Origin of the sequence: Aeromonas sp. QDB03 (assembly GCF_027707985.1) — a bacterium.
Lineage (GTDB): Bacteria > Pseudomonadota > Gammaproteobacteria > Enterobacterales > Aeromonadaceae > Aeromonas > Aeromonas hydrophila.
Map to the genome: position 1 here is coordinate 700,025 of NZ_JAPCJG010000002.1, position 18,660 is coordinate 718,684.

At 65.5% G+C, this 18,660-nt stretch carries 16 protein-coding genes; 2 read left to right on the plus strand and 14 right to left on the minus strand.

Annotated features, from left to right (window positions below):
* Window positions 1-51: 51 nt before the first annotated feature.
* The 9 genes from PG900_RS07940 to PG900_RS07980 form a co-directional block, all read right to left on the minus strand.
* Complete coding sequence (locus tag PG900_RS07940; protein WP_011705172.1) at window positions 52-558, minus strand: GNAT family N-acetyltransferase; 507 nt, start codon at window positions 556-558, stop codon at window positions 52-54.
* Entirely contained in the window at window positions 546-1,352 is an 807-nt protein-coding gene (locus PG900_RS07945) for a M48 family metallopeptidase (RefSeq protein WP_011705171.1), read from the minus strand. The genes PG900_RS07940 and PG900_RS07945 overlap by 13 nt, the downstream gene beginning before the upstream one ends.
* A gap of 163 nt (window positions 1,353-1,515) precedes the next feature.
* Window positions 1,516-2,490, minus strand: a complete 975-nt coding sequence (locus PG900_RS07950) for a PstS family phosphate ABC transporter substrate-binding protein (RefSeq protein ID WP_017408555.1) — start codon at window positions 2,488-2,490, stop codon at window positions 1,516-1,518.
* 376 nt (window positions 2,491-2,866) lie between these two features.
* Window positions 2,867-4,162 carry a phosphate regulon sensor histidine kinase PhoR gene (gene phoR / locus PG900_RS07955; RefSeq protein ID WP_270799395.1) on the minus strand — a complete coding sequence of 432 codons (1,296 nt, stop codon included), beginning with the start codon at window positions 4,160-4,162 and terminating at the stop codon, window positions 2,867-2,869.
* Between the two features lie 8 nt (window positions 4,163-4,170).
* On the minus strand, window positions 4,171-4,860 hold the full coding sequence (gene phoB / locus PG900_RS07960; RefSeq protein ID WP_005298527.1) for a phosphate regulon transcriptional regulator PhoB: 690 nt from the start codon (window positions 4,858-4,860) through the stop codon (window positions 4,171-4,173).
* 102 nt (window positions 4,861-4,962) lie between these two features.
* Complete coding sequence (locus PG900_RS07965) at window positions 4,963-5,373, minus strand: VOC family protein (protein WP_270799397.1); 411 nt, start codon at window positions 5,371-5,373, stop codon at window positions 4,963-4,965.
* A gap of 149 nt (window positions 5,374-5,522) precedes the next feature.
* On the minus strand, window positions 5,523-6,677 hold the full coding sequence (locus PG900_RS07970) for a CaiB/BaiF CoA transferase family protein (protein ID WP_270799399.1): 1,155 nt from the start codon (window positions 6,675-6,677) through the stop codon (window positions 5,523-5,525).
* Complete coding sequence (locus PG900_RS07975; RefSeq protein WP_270799402.1) at window positions 6,677-7,852, minus strand: acyl-CoA dehydrogenase; 1,176 nt, start codon at window positions 7,850-7,852, stop codon at window positions 6,677-6,679. The genes PG900_RS07970 and PG900_RS07975 overlap by 1 nt, the downstream gene beginning before the upstream one ends.
* Before the next feature lie 86 nt (window positions 7,853-7,938).
* Window positions 7,939-9,615: a sigma-54-dependent Fis family transcriptional regulator gene (locus PG900_RS07980; RefSeq protein ID WP_270799404.1), complete on the minus strand. Its 1,677-nt coding sequence runs from the start codon at window positions 9,613-9,615 to the stop codon at window positions 7,939-7,941.
* Window positions 9,616-9,910: 295 nt separating this feature from the next.
* Here PG900_RS07980 and exaC point away from each other — a divergent pair, with 295 nt between their 5' ends.
* Window positions 9,911-11,428 (plus strand): acetaldehyde dehydrogenase ExaC, encoded by a 1,518-nt coding sequence (gene exaC / locus PG900_RS07985; protein WP_077096213.1) that lies wholly within the window; start codon window positions 9,911-9,913, stop codon window positions 11,426-11,428.
* A 63-nt stretch (window positions 11,429-11,491) separates the two neighbouring features.
* On the opposite strand, the gene PG900_RS07990 is transcribed toward exaC, so the two are convergent.
* Complete coding sequence (locus PG900_RS07990; protein ID WP_024944744.1) at window positions 11,492-12,298, minus strand: AraC family transcriptional regulator; 807 nt, start codon at window positions 12,296-12,298, stop codon at window positions 11,492-11,494.
* 103 nt (window positions 12,299-12,401) lie between these two features.
* Here PG900_RS07990 and PG900_RS07995 point away from each other — a divergent pair, with 103 nt between their 5' ends.
* A complete protein-coding gene (locus tag PG900_RS07995) occupies window positions 12,402-13,301 on the plus strand; it encodes a DMT family transporter (RefSeq protein ID WP_270799409.1) in 900 nt (299 codons plus the stop codon).
* Between the two features lie 97 nt (window positions 13,302-13,398).
* On the opposite strand, the gene PG900_RS08000 is transcribed toward PG900_RS07995, so the two are convergent.
* Genes PG900_RS08000 through PG900_RS08015 form a run of 4 tightly spaced genes read right to left on the minus strand, consistent with a single transcriptional unit; the run spans window position 13,399 to window position 18,550 of the window.
* Entirely contained in the window at window positions 13,399-14,091 is a 693-nt protein-coding gene (locus PG900_RS08000; protein WP_270831231.1) for a response regulator, read from the minus strand.
* A 3-nt stretch (window positions 14,092-14,094) separates the two neighbouring features.
* Window positions 14,095-15,663, minus strand: a complete 1,569-nt coding sequence (locus PG900_RS08005) for an ATP-binding protein (protein ID WP_045790398.1) — start codon at window positions 15,661-15,663, stop codon at window positions 14,095-14,097.
* A gap of 17 nt (window positions 15,664-15,680) precedes the next feature.
* Window positions 15,681-17,231, minus strand: coding sequence for an NAD-dependent malic enzyme (locus PG900_RS08010; RefSeq protein ID WP_270831232.1), 1,551 nt, complete (start codon window positions 17,229-17,231; stop codon window positions 15,681-15,683).
* 11 nt (window positions 17,232-17,242) lie between these two features.
* Window positions 17,243-18,550, minus strand: coding sequence for a 2-hydroxycarboxylate transporter family protein (locus PG900_RS08015; protein ID WP_039213362.1), 1,308 nt, complete (start codon window positions 18,548-18,550; stop codon window positions 17,243-17,245).
* Between the last annotated feature and the right edge of the window lie 110 nt (window positions 18,551-18,660).

Genomic DNA, 18,660 nt, shown 5'->3' on the forward strand with positions numbered 1-18,660 from the left:
ATTAATTCGCAAAAAAAATAAAGTGACCGGAGGCGAAAAACGGGAGAGAGATCAAAGCAAACGAAACATTTGTCGCTGCAGGCAGGGCTGGCCGAGGCTCATCAGGGTGCGCTCCTGACCATCAAACATGAAGCCGCGGCGCAGGTAGAACCCTTCGCCGATGTGGTTGCCATCGAGCAGCCACAATCTGACGCCTTCACAGCCGGCGCGCCGCATCTGCATCGCCACCGCCTGCCACAGCCGCTTGCCGTGGCCCTGACGCCAGTGGTCGGGATGCAGGTAGAAGGCGCGGATCCAGGCGGTGGGGTACTCCCCCGTCGTCTCCGGCTGCCAGTAGAGCAGGCCGATCACCACTTCGTCCTGACACAGCAGCATGGGCCTTGGGCCTGTCTCCGCCAGCCGGCGCTGCCAGATCTGTAGATGCTCGGTCACCGCCAGCTGAGCCAGCATGTCGGCACCGAGCACGCCGCCGTATGCGGCGAGCCAGCTGGCCCGCTGCATCACCGTCATGGCGGCGGCGTCATCGGGCCGTGCCATGCGCAGGCTTATGCCTTGCATTGGGGTACCAGCCCGGAGGCGCGGGCCTGCTCGTAGAGCGGCACGGCTTCAGCCTGCTGGGCCTGCAGCTCGGCGATCCGGTTCTCGTTGCTGGGGTGGGTGGAGAGCAGCTGGGGCGGCGCATTGCCACCCGCGGCCGCGCTCATGTTCTGCCACAGCGGAATGGCTTCGGCCGGATTGAAACCGGCGCGGGCCATCAGATCCAGACCCAGCCGGTCCGCCTCGCTCTCCTGCTCGCGGCCATAGGGCAGCATGACGCCGACCTCCACCCCTAGCCCCAGCGCCGCCATGGTGGCACCGCGGTATTCGCTGCTGCCCATGGCGATGTCGGCCGCCGCCAGCCCAAGGCCGGTCAGCTGGCTGCGGGAGAGACGCTCGTTGGAGTGCTGGGCCAGCACGTGGGTCAGCTCGTGACCGATGACGGTGGCGAGCTGATCCTGGTTTTTGGCCACCTTGAGCAGGCCGCTGTAGACCCCGATCTTGCCGCCAGGCAGGGCGAAGGCGTTGACCTGCTTGGAGTCAAATACCACCACTTCCCAACTGGTGATGCCGTACTGGCTCGGCACCTGGGCGGTCACCGCCTTGGCGACGCAGGAGACATAGGCGTTCATCTTCGCATCCGTGCTCACCTTCTCCTGCTTCTTCATCTCTTCGAAGGAGTCGGCCCCCAGCTTGCTCATCTGCTGGGGCGAGAACAGCAGCATCTGGCTGCGGCCGGTGGGAGACTGGGCACAGCTGGCGAGCAGGGTGGAACAGAGTGCCGCCAGGCCAAGCTTGAACAAGGGAGATGTCATGGAGGTGTCCTTCACCATAAAGATGCCCTATTTTCGGAAATGCGGGCGTCCGGTGCAAGTCGGCAAATCACCCGGTCTGGCGAAAGCGGTCACATACCGCCATCATGCGGCGGCCAAAAAACAAAACGGGCCCCGCAGGGCCCGTCTGACAAAGGAAACCGGCTTACATGATGCCCAGTTTCTTCAGGTCGGCTTCGACCACCTTGGCCGGTACCGGTACGTAGCCATCTTTGGCAACGATGTTCTGGCCCGCCTTGGAGAGCACCATCTTCAGGAACTCTTGCTCCATCGGAGAGAGCGGCTTGTTCGGGTGCTTGTTCACGTAAACGTACAGGAAGCGCGACAGCGGGTACTTGCCGGTGATGGCGTTGTCGGCGCTGGCCTCGATGAAGGTCTTGCCATCCTTGGAGAGCGGTACGGCGCGCACGCCGGAGGTGACGTAACCGATGCCGGAGTAGCCGATGCCGTTCAGGGAGGAGGAGACGGACTGCACCACGGAGGCAGAACCCGGCTGCTCGTTCACGCCGCTCTTGAAGTCACCGTTGCACAGGGCGTGTTCCTTGAAGTAACCGTAGGTACCGGACACTGAGTTGCGACCGAACAGTTGCAGATCCTTGGAAGACCAGTTGCCGTCCAGACCCAGATCCGCCCACTTGGTGGCGGCCTTGGCTTCGCCGCACTTGAGAGTGCTGGAGAAGATGGCATCCAGTTGCGGCATGGTCAGCCCCTTGATGGGGTTGTCCTTGTTGACGAACACCGCCAGGGCATCGACCGCGACGCGGATGGCTGTCGGCTTGTAACCGTAGCGCTTCTCGAATGCCTCTTCCTCGCCGGATTTCATGGCGCGGCTCATGGGGCCGAACTGGGCAACGCCTTCGGTCAGTGCGGTCGGCGCGGTGGAGGAACCGGCGGCCTGGATCTGCACGTTGACGTTGGGGTACATGCGCTTAAATTCTTCGGCCCACAGGGTCATCATGTTGGCCAGGGTGTCCGAGCCGACAGAGGACAGGTTGCCCGAGATGCCGCTGGTCGGAGTGTAATCCGGCAGGTTTTTATCCACACCGGCAGCCAGGGTGCTGACGGAAAACAGGGTAGCTGCGGTGAATCCGATTACACCAGCCAGTTTGTTGAGTTTCATCCAATCTCTCCAAGGTTGCAGAACGCAGTCCATCAAAACACGGGTTAACTTGGCTCACCGCCGGCCACGCCAGACGATGCGCTGAGTGTCATTTCCTGCCCTCTTCCCCCAGTCCTGCGGTGGCAGAAGGCAAGCGTCAATCTGAGGCCGAAAGTGGTCACATCCCGAGCACTGCGATCGGCCGGTCGCGTTTCGTACTCTCCCTGCGCCAAACCGGCGACAGGTCCGTTCTCAAGACGGCGCCAGTATCTGACCTGGCAGTGACAAATTTATGGATTTAATGTGACACTTTAATGACATGGCGGGCTTGTTGAACAAATGAAAAAAGGGCCGCCATCGCCGCCCTCATTTGATGCCAACCCCTTGCCGGAAAAGACTATTTCACCACCACCATGCGGCCGGGGATGAGAAAGCTGAAGCGGCTGCCGAGGCCAACCCGGCTCTCGATGTCGAGCTGGCAGTCGTGGTGACTCAGGGCATGCTTGACGATGGCAAGCCCGAGCCCCGAACCGCCGGTGTGACGGGAGCGGGCCTTGTCGACCCGATAGAACCGCTCGGTGAGCCGTGCCAGGTGCTCGGGCGGGATCCCCTCCCCCTCGTCCTGCACCGCAAACAGCGCCATCGCCCCCTGCTTGCGCCACTCCACCGTGATCTTGCGCCCCGCCGGGGTGTAGTGGATGGCGTTGTAGACCAGGTTGGAGACGGCGCTGCGCAATTGATCCTGATCGCCACGCACCAACAGATTGGGCTGCACCATGAACTCGATCTGGTGGGCCCGCTCGCCGGAGAGCGCCCGCGCCTCCTGCTCCAGCAGTCCCAGCATGGCGGGCATGTCCACCAGGTGGGAGAGATCCACGGTCGGCGCCGCTTCGATGCGCGACAGGGTGAGCAGCTGATTGACCAGATTGTCCATGCGGATGGTCTGCTCCATCATCACCTTGTGCGCCTTGGCCCACATGGCGGGCGGCGGCGGCTCCTCGGTCATCTCCAGATAGCCCTTGAGCACGGTGAGCGGCGTGCGCAGCTCGTGGGAGACGTTGGAGACGAAGTGCTTGCGGGTCTTCTCTAGGCTGCGCAGCCGGGTCACGTCCCGCACCACCAGCATGGCCTGATCCTCGGCGTAGGGCATGATCCGAAACTCGAGAAACTTCTCCTCGTTGATGGGCGAGGTCATCTCGAACGGTTCGTCATACTGCCCCTTGCCGAGGTAGGCGCCGAAGGCGGGATGGCGAATGAGGTTGCCGATGTGCTGACCGGCATCTTCCGGCCAGCGAAAACCGAGCAGCTGCTCGGCCAGCCGGTTGCACCAGAGGATGCTGCCGTCGGTGCGAAACACCACGGCCGCGTCGGGCAGTGCCTCGGCCCCTTCCCGAAAGCGGCGGATCAGCCCCGCCAGCTCGCGGCGGCGGGCCCGGTGGCGCTGCTGCAACTTGTAGATGCCGTTGAAGATGTACTCCCAGCTGCCGCTGCCGTTGGGGGGCACCAGGCTGCGATCGTGCCACAGCCAGTCAGACAGCCGCTTCTGGAAGCGATAGTGCCAGCCCAAGTGCAGCACGGTGGCCACCAGCAGGCAGAGGGCGAGGGTATTCGTCAACCAGCCGACCAAGGCGAAGGGCGCATAGAAGAACGCCATTCGCCACAACTGGCGCCGCCAGGCATAAGGTTGCAACATAACTTCCTCTACAGACGGGTTGAGAAGCGATAGCCTGCGCCGCGCACCGTCTGGATCAAGCGATCGTGTCCCGTCTCTTCAATGGCCTTGCGCAGGCGACGGATGTGCACATCCACGGTTCTGTCCTCGACGTACACATTGGTACCCCAGACATTGTTGAGCAGCTGCTCGCGGCTGTAGACCCGCTCCGGGTGGGTCATGAAGAAGTGCAGCAGCTTGAATTCGGTCGGCCCCATGTCGAGCGCCTTCTCCTCGGCGCTGACTCGGTGGGATACGGGGTCCAGCTTGAGCCCCTGCACCTCGATCACCTCGTCCACCGAGGTAGGGGAGACGCGACGCATCACCGCATGCAGACGGGCGGTGAGCTCCTTGGGCGAGAACGGCTTGGTGATGTAGTCATCGGCCCCCGCCTCCAGCCCGCGCACCTTGTCCTCTTCCTCGCCGCGGGCGGTCAGCATCACCACCGGGATCTGGCGGGTCACCTCATCCTGCTTGAGCTGCTTGATGAACTGGATGCCGCTGCCGCCTGGCATCATCCAGTCCAGCACGATGAGTTCAGGGTAGGGTTCGCGCACCTTCGCCAATCCGTCGGCAAAATCTTCAGCTTCTACTGTTTCATATCCCTTCTGCTCGAGCACGAAGCAGAGCATTTCGCGGATCGGTGCTTCGTCCTCGACCACCAGAATTCGCTTAGCCATATCCCTTCTCTCTCCTCTGTGAAGATGGGTGCGCCAATTATTAGAACTTTCTGTGACACTTTTATGACTTTATGACAGGCGGGATGATAAACGTTTTCAGATTCAGTTGGCAGCAGCGAGTTGCAGCAGATCCCAGCGGTTGCCACTGATGTCCTCGAACACCACCACGGTGCCGTAAGACTCAGTTCGCGGCTGTTCACAAAAGTGGACACCGTACGCCTGCATGCGCTGGTAATCGCCCCAGAAGTCGTCGGTTTCGAGGAACAGGAAGACCCGGCCGCCCCCCTGCTGGCCGATGGCGGCCCGCTGCTCCGGGGTCGCGGCCCGTGCCAGCAACAGGGCGGAACCCGGGGCCCCCTTGGGGGCAACCCGCACCCAGCGCTTGCCCGGTTTGCCCGGCTCGTCGAGGGGCGTGTCTTCCAGCAGCTCGAACCCCAGTCCCTGGGTAAAGAAGGTGATGGCCTGGTCGTAATCGGCCACCAGCAGGGCCAGGGCGCCAATGTGTTGTGCCATGGGAAGTTCCTCAACAGATGAATGGACGGGGCGCATCATAGCGGGGGACGGCCCCGGGCTCCAGCACCGGGGCAGATGAGAGGACATAAGGGTAGAAAGCGGGAGCATCCCGTCGGGCAGGCGCAGCTTCCCCGCCTAAAGCAACCGGTTCAGCCCTGCCCGAGCCAGTCGCGCAGCACGCCATCCCGGTCTCCGTCCAGCGCCGGCGAGGCGCGCCCGTAGCGCACCGGGGTGGCCGACAGATGCAGCGGATTGGCCAGGGTGGGCAAGCACTGCTCGCCGCGTTGCACCTGCTGCACCCAGCCGCGCACCGCCCCCTGTTCGAGGGCGAACAGGGCATCCAGGGTAAGGATGGGGCCGCCCGGCACCCCGGCCGCCTCCAGCATGGCACTCCACTCGGCACTGCTGCGCGCCAGCAGTCGCTCGGCAATCAGGGCATTGAGCCGGTGGCGCTGACGCACCCGGGCGCTGTTGCTGGCAAAGTCCGGGTCCGTCGCCCAGCCGGGTTCCCCCAGCAGGGCCGCCAGCGCGGCAAACTGGCCGTCATTGCCCACCGCGAGGATCAGATGGCCATCCCGGGTGGGATAGACGTCGTAGGGGACGATATTAGGGTGGCCGTTGCCAAGGCGCCCGGGCGCCTGACCGGTGGCGAGATAGTTCATCGCCTGGTTGGCCAGCACCGCCACCGACACGTCGAGCAGGGCCAGATCGATCTGCTGCCCCTCCCCGGTTCGCTCCCGGTGGCGCAGGGCCGCCTGGATGCCGATGGTGGCGTAGAGGCCGGTGAGGATGTCGACGAGCGCCACCCCCACCTTGACCGGCCCGCCGCCGGGGGCCTCGTCCGGCTGGCCGGTGATGCTCATCAAGCCGCCCAGCCCCTGGATCAGCAGATCGTAACCGGGTCGCTGGGCCCAGGGACCGTCTTGGCCAAAACCGGTGATGGAGCAGTAGATGAGCGCCGGGCGGCGGGCCTTGAGGCTCGGGTAATCGAGGCCGTAGCGCGCCAGTCCCCCCACCTTGAAGTTCTCGATCACCACGTCGGCCCGGTCCACCAGGGCCAGCAGGGTTTCGCGATCGCGGGCCAGATCGAGGGCGATGGAGCGCTTGCCCCGGTTGGCGGCATGAAAGTAGGCCGCCTCCCCCGCCACCAGCTCGGGCGGGCCCCAGTGGCGGGTGTCGTCACCGCGCCCTGGGGCCTCCACCTTGACCACGTCGGCACCGAGATCGGCAAGCAGCTGGCTGGCCCAGGGGCCGGCCAGCACGCGGCTGAGATCCAGCACGCGCACGCCGGCAAGGGGCCCCATCACTCAAACGCCTGCAGGTCGGTCTGGGCCCGCCCCAGGATCAGGGCGTGGATGTCGTGGGTCCCCTCGTAGGTGTTGACTGCCTCCAGGTTCATCACGTGGCGAATGACGTGAAACTCGTCGCTGATGCCGTTGCCGCCGTGCATGTCGCGGGCGACGCGGGCTATCTCCAGCGCCTTGCCGCAGCTGTTGCGCTTGATGAGCGACACCAGCTCCACCGGGCAGCGTCCCTCGTCCATCAGGCGCCCGGCCTGCAGGCAGCCCTGCAGGCCGAGGGCAATCTCGGTCTGCATGTTGGCCAGCTTGAGTTGAAACAGCTGGGTGGCGGCCAGCGGGCGGCCGAACTGCTGGCGATCCAGCCCGTACTGGCGGGCGGCATGCCAGCAGAACTCGGCGGCGCCGAGCGCCCCCCAGGCGATGCCGTAGCGCGCCTTGTTGAGGCAGCCGAACGGCCCCTTGAGGCCGTTCACCCCCGCAAGCCGGTTCGACTCTGGCACGAAGACCCGCTCCATCACTATCTCGCCGGTGATGGAGGCGCGCAGGGAGAACTTGCCCTCGATCTTGGGGGCAGAGAGCCCGGCCATCCCCTTCTCCAGCACGAAGCCGATGATTTCGCCATCCAGCTTGGCCCACACCACGAACAGATCGGCGATGGGGGAGTTGGTGATCCACATCTTGTTGCCGGTCAGCAGATAGCCGCCGTCGACCCGCTCGGCCCGGCTCTTCATGGAGCCAGGGTCGGAACCCGCGTCCGGCTCGGTGAGGCCGAAGCAGCCCACCAGCTCGCCCCGGGCCAGCCCCGGCAGCCAGCGCTGGCGCTGGGCCTCGTCGCCATAGGCATGGATCGGGTGCATCACCAGGGACGACTGCACGCTCATGGCAGAACGGTAGCCGCTGTCGACCCGCTCCACCTCCCGGGCGATGAGGCCGTAGGCCACGTGATTGACCCCGGCGCAGCCGTACTGCTCCGGCAGGGTGGCGCCGAGCAGCCCCAGCTCCCCCAGCTCGTTCATGATGGTGCGGTCAAACTGCTCGCGGCGATTCGCCTCCAGCACCCTGGGCATCAGCCGTGCCTGGCAGTAGTCGCGGGCGGCGTCGCGGATGAGCCGCTCCTCTTCGCCGAGCTGGCCGTCGAGAAAGAAGGGGTCTTGCCAATCAAATCGGGTACGCGTCATAAAGCACTCCATGCCATGCAAAAGAATCATCGAAGGGTCTCTTGTGGACCCATCTTAACCACGAAAAAGCTCGGGTAACAAACACCTCAATCTGCCTCCCGCAGCGCCCGATAGAGGGTGGTGCGGCTGATGCCGAGCCGGCGTGCCGCCTCGCTCACGTTGCCATCGCACTCCGTCAGGGTCTGCTGCACCCGTTGCCGGTTCTGCTGGCGCAATGTGCTGCCCGCCACTGCCGTGGTGGCGGCCGGCGCTACGGCCACGGTCGGCAGATGCAGGTGGGCAGGCTCAATCCAGCCCTGCCCCTCCGCCAATACGCAGGCCACTTCCAGCGCCTGCTTGAGCTGGCGCACGTTGCCGGGCAACGGGTGGGCCAGCAGTTGGCGCTCGGCCTCATCGGTCAGATGCAGGGCAGGATCCATCTCGGCCAGCAGCCGCCGGACCAGCGCCTGCCGTTCGCGGGGCGGCCAGTCGCGCAGCGGCGCCAGCTGCTGGCGCCAGCCGCAGATACGGTAGTAAAGATCCTCGCGAAAGGTGCCGGCCGCCACCATGGCCGCCAGATCCCGATGGCTGGCGCTGACCAGCCAGAAATCCACCGCCTCGGGTTTGTGGCTGCCGACCGGGGTGACGGCGCGCTCCTGCAGCACCCGCAGCAACCGGGTCTGGGCCAGCAGCGGCAGCTCGCCGATCTCGTCCAGCATCAGGATGCCGCCGTGGGCGGCGCGCAGATACCCCTGGCTGCCCTGGCTGCGGGCACCGCTGAAGGCCCCGCCGACATAGCCAAACAGCTCGGCCTCTACCAGCTCCGCCGGCAGGGCGCCGCAGTTGACGCACACCAGCGGTTGCGCCCGCCGGCTCGACTGCCCGTGCAGTTCGCGCACCAGATGCTCCTTGCCGCTCCCAGTCTCCCCCTCGATGAGCAGCGAGATGCCGCGCTCCAGCATCTTGAGCGGCACCTGCCGGCCGTGCGAGCCGCCGGTATCGGCTGGCAGGCCGGGCTGGGCCATCACGGGACTGGCCTCCGGCACCAGCCGCAGCCCGCGTCGATCCCGCAGCAGCTGCTTGCCGTCGAAGGGGTGCTGGCCGAGCCAGAGCCGACCGGCCCGGTTGGCCCCGAGCAGCTCGCCCTCCTCCCCCAGCAGCAGACGGGCAGACCAGAGACTCTGGGGCTCGAGATCCACCAGCCAGCCCGGCTGGCGCGCCAGCAGCGCGTTTTCCAGGGTCATGGCCAACAGCCGCACCGTGCCCAGCATGTCGCCATCGTGATGGGCCGCGTCGGTGGAGATGTCCAGTACCCCGAGCACCTGCCCATCCGGCCCAAGCAGCGGGCAGGCGCTGCAGCTGAGAAAGCTGTGCTGGGCGAAGAAGTGCTGATTGCCGAGCACCTGTACCTCGCTCTGCTCGGCCAGCGCGGTGCCGATGGCGTTGGTACCCTTGCTCGCCTCCCCCCAGCGGGCGCCGCTGCGCAAAAAAATGCGCTCGGCGTGGCGGGCGAAGCCGTCGTCACCGCTGGCGGCCAGGATGGCGCCCTCACCATCGCACAGCAGCAACCGACAGGGGCGCCCTGCCAGCAACTGGCCAAACAGCGGCAACACGAAGCGCTGGAAGCTGGCGATCAGCACCCTGTGCTGCTCTTGGCGGGCCGACAGCTCCCCCTGGGGCAGCAAGTCCAGCTCGGCGCTCTGCCGGCGGCTCAGCCCCTGATGCAGGCAGCGCTGCCAGGAACGCTCGATCGGGCTGGTACTGGATTGAGATAATTCGCTCATCATGCCTCCTGTTCACAAACGGCACGCATGGGGCCGGCAAATGCGGATAACGCGCTCATCACGCCTCCTGTTCACAAACGGCACGACTGTCACGGCCACTGTCCAGAATCGGCACAGTTCCCTCACCTTCGCCCTGGTCATTGGTTAACCAAGATACGCTGCCACATCCCGTTTGATAACGTTTTTGTAACTTTTCCTGTGCTGGTCAGACCCTCTGGCATGGCCCTTGCGATACACAGCAGCAACCGGGTTGCCCGCCAGCCCGGTCAGGACCACACACATAAAGGATGATGAGATGATTTATACCGCTCCCGGTCAGGCAGGTGCCCTGGTCAGCTTCAAGTCCCGTTACGACAACTTCATCGGTGGTGAGTGGGTGGCGCCGCGCGCCGGCCGCTACTTTGAAAACATCTCGCCGGTAGACGGCAAGGTGTTCTGCGAGGTGGCCCGCTCCGACGCCGCCGACATCGAGCTGGCGCTGGACGCCGCCCACAAGGCGTTCGCCAGCTGGAGCAAGACCAGCGTCACCGAGCGCAGCAACCTGCTGCTGCGCATCGCCGATCGCATCGAACAGAACATCGAAGTGCTCGCCATCGCCGAGACCTGGGAGAACGGCAAGGCGGTGCGCGAAACCCTGGCCGCCGACCTGCCGCTGGTGGTGGATCACTTCCGCTACTTCGCCGGCTGCATTCGCGCCCAGGAGGGCTCGGCCGCCGAGCTGGATCAGAACACCGTCAGCTACCACTTCAAGGAGCCCATCGGGGTGGTCGGCCAGATCATCCCGTGGAACTTCCCGCTGCTGATGGCGGCCTGGAAGCTGGCCCCGGTGCTGGCGGCCGGCTGCTGCAGCGTGCTCAAGCCCGCCGAGCAGACCCCGGTCACCATCATGCTGATGATGGATCTCATCAAGGACATCCTGCCTGCCGGGGTGGTCAACGTGGTCAACGGCTTCGGCGCCGAGGCAGGCCAGGCGCTCGCCACCAGCGACCGGATCCAGAAACTGGCGTTTACCGGTTCGACTGAAGTCGGCGCCCATATACTGCGCTGTGCCGCCGACAAGCTGATCCCCTCCACCGTGGAGCTGGGCGGCAAGTCCCCCAACATCTACTTCGCCGACGTGATGCAGCACGAGAGCAGCTACATCGACAAGGCGGTGGAAGGGATGCTGATGACCTTCTTCAACCAGGGCGAGGTGTGCACCTGCCCCTCCCGCGCCCTGGTGCAGGCCAGCATCTATGACGACTTCATGGACAAGGTGCTGGCCCGCGCCCGCACCATAGTGCAGGGCAACCCCCTCGACACCGCCACCCAGGTCGGTGCCCAGGCGTCGCGCGAGCAGTTCGACAAGATCTTGAGCTACATGGAGATAGGTCGCGGCGAAGGGGCCAAGATGCTGATCGGCGGTGGCCCGGCCAGGGTGAGCGGGCTGGAGGGGGGCTTCTACATCCAGCCCACCATCTTCTCGGGTCAGAACAAGATGCGGGTGTTCCAGGAGGAGATCTTCGGGCCGGCGCTCGGGGTCACCACCTTCAAGGACGAGGCGGAGGCGCTGGCGATTGCCAACGACACCCAGTACGGGCTGGGAGCAGGCCTGTGGACCCGCGACAGCAACCTGGCCTGGCGCATGGGGCGCGGCATCCAGGCCGGTCGGGTCTGGGTCAACTGCTACCACGCCTACCCGGCGCACGCGGCCTTTGGCGGCTACAAGAAGTCAGGGATCGGCCGCGAGACCCACAAGATGATGCTGGACCACTACCAGAACACCAAGAACCTGCTGGTGAGTCACGACATCAATCCCCTCGGCTTCTTCTAAACCCCTCCCATGATCAACCAGGGCGCCTACGGGTGCCCTTTTCATTGCTTAGAGTGGTCGCAGCTAGAGCGCCGCCTGCCCGGCGCCGATGCCCAGCTGCTGGCGATAGCGCTGGGGCGAACAGCCCAGCTCCCGGTTGAACATGGCGATGAAGGCCGAGGTGGAGCCGTAACCGAGCCGCCAGCCAATCTCCTGCACCGGCAGCTCCCCCTTGAGCCAGGCCAGCGCCTTGAGCAGCTTGAGGCGGGCCCGCCACTGGCCGAAGTTCATCCCCAGTTCCCGTACGCAGCGCCTGGCCAGGGTGCGCTCGGTGGTGTGCAGCTGCTCGGCCCACTGGGCCAGGGTGCGCGGATCGGCGGGGTCGCTGTGCAGTGCCGCCAGCATGGGGGCCAGCAGCTTGTCCTGGCTCATGGGCAGGTAGCTGTCCTGGCAGCGGGTGCGGGTCAGCTTCTCCACCAGCAGCTCGGCCTGGCGCACGTCCCACTCATCCGCCATGTGGCCCAGCTTGCGATCGCAAAAATCCGCCAGGATGGCGCGGATCAGCGGGGTCATCTGCAGCAGCCTGGGCTCGGCCGGCAGCCGCGCCGCCAGAGCGTGATTGACGTAGATGGAGGTGTAGTCGAGGGCCTGCTGGTTGTAGGAGGCGTGTTCCAGATCCGCCGGCACCCAAATGAGGTAGTCGGCCGGCGCCACCAGCCGGTGATCGTCCAGTACTATCTCCATCACCCCCAGACTGATGAGGCTGAGCTGGCCCCAGGGGTGGCTGTGGGGGGCACATGCGCTCTCGGCCTGGATCTGCTGGTAGCGCAGATAGAGCGGATTGGGCTCTGGCAGATGCAGGTCCGTCGGATGGTAGTGACGTATGGCCATGGCGGGCGGATTGTCCTTTGCGCGGGATGATTTGTCAGTTTTACGTTACTTGATATAAGAAAGACAAGGGTAGACTGGTCACCTCGATAATAAGGAGTCTTTGATGCGTATCTTCTACCCGCTGATGTTTCCGCTGCTCGCCGTGCTGATCTGGGCCACCAATACCGTGGTGTCCAAGGCCGCCGCCGATGTGCTGGATCCCGCGGCCATCTCCTTCTACCGCTGGGTGATCGCCGCCCTCACGCTGACCCCCTTCTGCCTGCCGCAGCTGTGGCGCCGCCGTGGCGAGATCCGCCCCTGGCTCGGCAAGCTGCTGGTGCTGGCGGCCCTTGGCATGGTGCTCTACCAGTGCCTCGCCTACTACGCCGCCCACACCACCTCGGCCACCAACATGGGGGTCATCGGCTCCCTCATCCCGCTGCTGACCCTGCTGCAGAGCGCCCTCTTCTTCGGCCAGCGGCCGGGCAAACAGGCGCTGCTCGGCATGAGTATCTCCCTGTTCGGGGTATTCTGGCTGCTGAGCCTGGGTCAGCCGCTGGCGCTGCTGCACGACGGCATCAATCAGGGCGACGGCCTGATGCTGCTCGGCTCCGCCAGCTACGCCCTCTATGGCCTGTTGATCCGCCGCTGGCAACTGCCGTTCGGCCCCTGGCTCAACCTCTACCTGCAGATCCTGCTGGCAGTCTTGCTGCTGATCCCGGTAGCCCTCAGCGCCGAGTCGCTGGCGGTGCCGGCCGAAGGCTGGGGCCTGGTGCTGTTTGCCGGCATCGCCTCCTCCCTCTTCGCCGCCTACTGCTGGATGCGCGGCCTCGCCTGCATGGGGGCGGAGCGCACCTCGGTGTTCATGAACCTGATGCCGCTGTGCACGGCGCTGATCGCCGTCATCAGCCTGGGGGAGCCGATACATGGCTATCACCTGCTCGGCGGCGGTCTCATCCTGGCGGGGGTCATGCTCTCCCAGTTCAAGCCGAAGGCCCGCCCGGCCCTGCTGGAAGAGGCCTGAGCTGTCGGCAACATGGGTTTTTACACCAACGGCAGACACAAAAAAGGGAGCTCAGGCTCCCTCTTTTGTTGGCATGGGTCTGCGTGCGGCAAACGGCTCAACTGCCCCGCCGCCAGTGGTAGCGGCGCTCGGGCCGACCGCGCTGACCGTAGTTGAGATCCACGTCCACCCGGTCCTCCGACTCCAGATACTCCAGATAGCGGCGCGCCGTGGTGCGGCTGAGGGACAGGCGCAGCGCCACCGTGTCGGTGGAGAAGACGCTGTCCGGCTCGCCCGCCAGCAGCTCCAGCACCTGGCGCAGGGTGATGGCGTCGATCCCCTTGGGGGTGTCGCGTACCTCGCGCCCCTGGGGCCTCACCTTGCCCATCAGCCGGTCCAGGTCGCTCTGCTCGAGGGAACCGCGTTCGCAGATGCGCCGGTGCAGGGTGAGGATCTCGTCCAGGCTCTGCTGGATGCGAAACAGCCGCAGCGGTTTGATGATGTAATCCTGCACCCCCTGATTGAGGGCCTGCTGGATGGTCTCCACGTCGCAGGAGGCGGTCACCATGATGACGTAGGCTTCGCGGTTGTGGCTGCGCAGCCGGTTCACCCACTCCAGGCCTGAGCCGTCAGGCAGCGAGATGTCCACCAGCAGCAGTTGCGGCTGGGCCGCGCGCATCATGAGATCGGCCTGGGTCAGGCTCTCGGCCCGACCCAGCAGGGAAAATCCGGGGGTGGAGGAGACCAGCTCGGCCAGAATGGATCCTATCCGTTCGTCATCCTCGATCACCAGAGTGAAAATGGGCTCCATAGATCACACCAATTGGTTTTTATTCAAGTAGATACCGAACAGCGTCGTCTGTTCGGCGGTGCGGCGCCATTCTATCACACCCCCTCGCCTGGCCACCGTCTCCTTGACCAGGAACAGGCCGACACCGTGATCGCCGGTCTGGCGACTGATGCCGTAATCAAACAGATGGTCCGCCAGCGCCTCGTCCACCCCTTCGCCGCTGTCCTCCACCTCGATCACCAGCCGGCGCCCGAAGTCGTTGAGGGAGATGAGCACCCGTGGCGGGCACTGCTTGCGCCGGGCCCAGGCGGCGCGGATGCCGTTGTCCAGCAGGTTGCCAATGAGGGTGATGAGATCCGCCGACACCGCCGCCGGATACTCGCCCAGCGCCGAATCGGGATCCAGCACCAGCTCCACCCCGAGCTCGCGGGCCCGGCTGAACTTGCCGAGGATGAGCCCGGCCACCGGCTTGTCCTCGATGGCCCGCAGCAGATCGTGCAGCATGGTCTGGCACGCCTCGCTCTCCTGCTGGATCAGCTCCACCGCCTGATCCACGTGGCCCAGCTGCAGCAGGCCGGAGAGGCTGCTGAGCTTGTTGGCGAACTCGTGGGTCTGCATCCGCAGCATCTCGGCATACTGGCGCAGGTGAGTCACCTGCATGCCGAGGCTGCCGGTCACCTCGGGGCGGCTGAAGATCAGCAGCCGACCGGGGATCTTGCCCTCCACCGCCTGCCAGCGCCCGATGAACGACTCGCCGTGCACGGTGAAGCCGAGCTCGGTCTCGAGCTGGGTCAGGGCGGGGGCGAGCGGCGGCGACAGCTCAGCCAGCGGCTGGCCGAGCAGGGAGTGGCGACCGGTGCCGGGCAGGCGCAGCTGGTAAAAGGCGGCGCTGTTGAGCATGCGGATGTGGCCGTGGCTGTCGAGGGCAATCACCCCCTCCGAGATGTGCTCCAGCACCAGCTCCTGCAGCACGAAGCGGTTGACGATGGTCTCCGGCTCCAGATCCAGCAGGGTGCGGCGCAGCCGATGCTGGATCCAGAGCGCCAGCAGCAGGCCGCAGCCCAGCACGGCGCCGATGGCGCTGATGAGCAGGGCGATCCGATCCAGATAGATGCCCTCCACCGTCTGCATCAGATAGCCCACCACCACGGCGCCGATGGCGCGCCCGTCCGCCCCGATCACCGGGGCGAAGCAGCGAATGGCCGGCCCCAGGGTGCCCACGTCCTTGGAGCAGTAACTGCTGCGCTCGTTGAGGGAGGGCCAGATATCCTCGCCGCGAAACAGACCGCCCACCAGCTCCGGGGAGGGGTGGCTCAGCCGGCGGGCGTGCTCGTCGGTCACCACCATGTAGGCGGCGTCGGTGCGGCTGCAGATCCCCTGCACATAGTCGCGCAGACCCGGATCGCTGCCCCACTCCAGCGCCTGTACCACTCGGCTGTCCGCCGCCAGCACCCGTGCCAGATCGCCCCCCTTCTCCTCCAGGTTCACTTCCAGCAGGTGGCGGATGAAGAGCGCCAGCAGGCTGCCCAGGATGACGATCAGGAGCAGTGACAGACCCAGGGAGAGGGTGACCAGTTGGTGACGCAGTTTCATCGATTAGCCTTGCAACATCAGGACGCGGACCAATAGTGCGGGCGCCACCAGGTCTGGTCAATCAAAGGTGCGGGATCGCCGGCAAAATCGGCCAGCCCCTCGGCACGGGCACACAGTGCCACCGCCCTCGCCACGGCGCGGGCCACCTCCCCCACCTGCTCGATGGGGGGCAGCAGCCGCCCTTCGGCCAGCGGATAGGCGCCCACTGCCTGTACCGCCGCCCGCAGCATGCCGTCGCTGATGCGCCGCGCCTTGACCGCGCAGGCGCCGAGGCCAATGCCCGGAAACACATAGACGTTGTTGCACTGGGAGACCACTCGCGGCGCTCCGTCCACCGCCACCGGTGGGAAGGGGCTGCCGGTGGCGAGCAGGGCGCGCCCGCCGGTCGCCTGCCACACCTGGACTGGGGTCGCCTCGGCGCTGCGGGTGGGGTTGGAGAGCGGCAGGATCACCGGCCGCTCGCACACCTCCCCCATGGCCGTCAGCACCGCCTCGTCGAACAGGCCGCCCTGACCGCTCACCCCGATCAGCACCCCGGGGCGCAGCCGCTCGATGAGTGCGGCCAAGGAGCTGCACGCCTCCGCCGCCGGGCGGGCAAACGGCTGCTGGGCCGGGGTGAGCCCGGCCCGGTCCAGGCAGACCAGGCCATCCTGATCGAACAGCTGCACCCGCTCCGTGCTGCCCGCCAGCTGGGCCAGCATGGCGGCGATACCGCAGCCGGCCGAGCCGGCCCCGACGATCAGCACCGGGGTCTCGGCAAGCACACTGCCCGCCTGCTGCAGTCCCGCCAGCACGCAGGCCGACGCCACCGCCGCCGTGCCCTGGATGTCGTCGTTGAACATGCAAAGCTCATCGCGGTAACGAGCCAGCAGATTGGCGGCATGCTTGCCGGCAAAGTCTTCAAACTGCAGCACCACCTGGGGCCAGCGTTTGCGAATGGCGGCCACCACCTTGTCCATGAACTGGTAATAGGGCTCGCCATCCACCCGCGGCGCCTGCCAGCCGAGGTAGGAGTCATCTTCCAGCAGCTCGGGGTTGTTGGTGCCCACGTCCACGCACAGCGGCAGGGTGCGCGCCGGGTTGATGCCGCCGGCGGCGGAGTAGAGCGCCAGCTTGCCGATGCAGATCCCCATGCCGCCGATGCCGAGATCACCGAGCCCCAGCACCCGCTCGCCATCGGAGATGACGATGACGTCCACCTCCTGCTCCACCGCCGCGAAGATGTCATCCAGCTCGTCCCGGTCGTGCCAGGAGAGGTAGAGGCCGTGGCTGCGCAGATAAAGATCGCTGTGGCGCTGGCACGCCTCTCCCACCACCGGGGTGTAGATGATGGGCAACAGCTCGGGCAGGTGGTGGCGCACCAGCTCGTAGAACAGCACCGGGTTGTCCTCCTGCAGCTGGCGCAGCAGCAGGTGCTGATCAAACGGGCTCTGCATGGCCGAAACCAGCCGGTAGATACGGCGCCGCTGCTGGGCCAGCGATTCCTCCTTGTGGGGCATGCGCCCCATTAGTCCCTGTCGCTTGCGCTCGGCATAGGGCAGGCTGGTGCCCATCATGATGTCGTTCATTATCTTGTTCCTTATGCCAGCAGCGAGATGAGCAGGGTGGCCAGGATCAGCATGACGGCACCCCCGAGACGGGAAGAGATCTGGGCAAACGGCATCAGCGTCATGCGCTGGGCCGCCGAGAGCACGGCCACGTCGCCGGTGCCCCCCATGTTGGCCATACACAGACCGCCGGTGATGGCCGCCTCGATGGGGTAGAAGCCGATCATTCGGCCCACCAGCGCCGCCCCCAGGGCACCGCCAACCACGGTCACCAGCACCAGCACGAAGTAGCTGACGGAGAAGGCGCTGATGAGCTCGGGAATGCTGGTGTAGGCGACACCGATCCCCACCAGCAGGGAGGGGGTCAGGTTGCTCACCACGAACTGGTACCAGTCGGCCGCCGCCTGCTCGTAGCGACGGGGCAGCAGGCCGCTCACCTTGATGACGGCCACCGCCAGGATCATCAGGGCGAAGGGGTGCATGGGGATGAAGTTGCCGAGCAATGAGCCCAGCACGAACATGCTGGAGCTGATGAAGAGCCCGAGGCCCAGGCTCTCCAGCGTCGGCGCCTGCACCTTCTCTTCGGCCACGCCAGCGGCACTCTCTTTTATCATCAGCTTGCCGTTGCCGGTCAGGGAGGGGTAGCGGCGACCGAGGCGGGCCAGCAAGGTCCCCACTAGGATGGCCAGGGTGTTGGCGATCACCACCGCCGGCACCATGCGCGACAGCAGATCGGCGCTCGACATCTGCAACGGCCCGGAGAGGATCTCCACCAGCGGCACGGCGCCGGCTCCCATGCCGCCACCCATGATGGGCAGACCGATCAGCAGCACCGCATTCTTGAAGCCATACCCCATCAGGGCGCCCACCAGACCGACGCTGAGCAGCGCCAGCGCGACACCCCCCAGGATCACCGGCAGGTAGCGCATGGCGGCGTTTTTCAGCAGGGCGCCGCTCATGCCAAACACCGAGCCGGTCACCAGGCTGGCGATGAAGAAGTTGAGAAAGCCCCCCTCCTTCATGAAGCCAATGATCACCTGGCCCGCCTCGACGGGCAGGATCCGGTATTCAAACAGGGCGGCGCCGCCGAAGATGGCGAGTATGGTGCCGCCACCCAGGTATTCACGAATGGGAGTGATGCGCTCGCCCAGCTCGGTCAGCAGGGTACCAAGCACGAACATCAATGCCAGCGCACCGACCATGCCGAGTGGCAAAGAGCCATTCCAGCCCGAGAAGAGTACGCAGGTGGCAAGCCCGAGGAAGATCATCATGGGCATGCCGGCAATCTGTCGGTCGCCAAACAGCGCGATCCGGGTCTGTGGGGTAGAGAGGTTTTTCATTGTTATGCTCCAGCGTGTGGTGTGGCGCCACTCTAGCCATCTCTCTCGCCCCTGTCGGTTAGCCTCTCTGCAAAGGCATATAAAAACATTAAATTCTTAAACGTTATGGC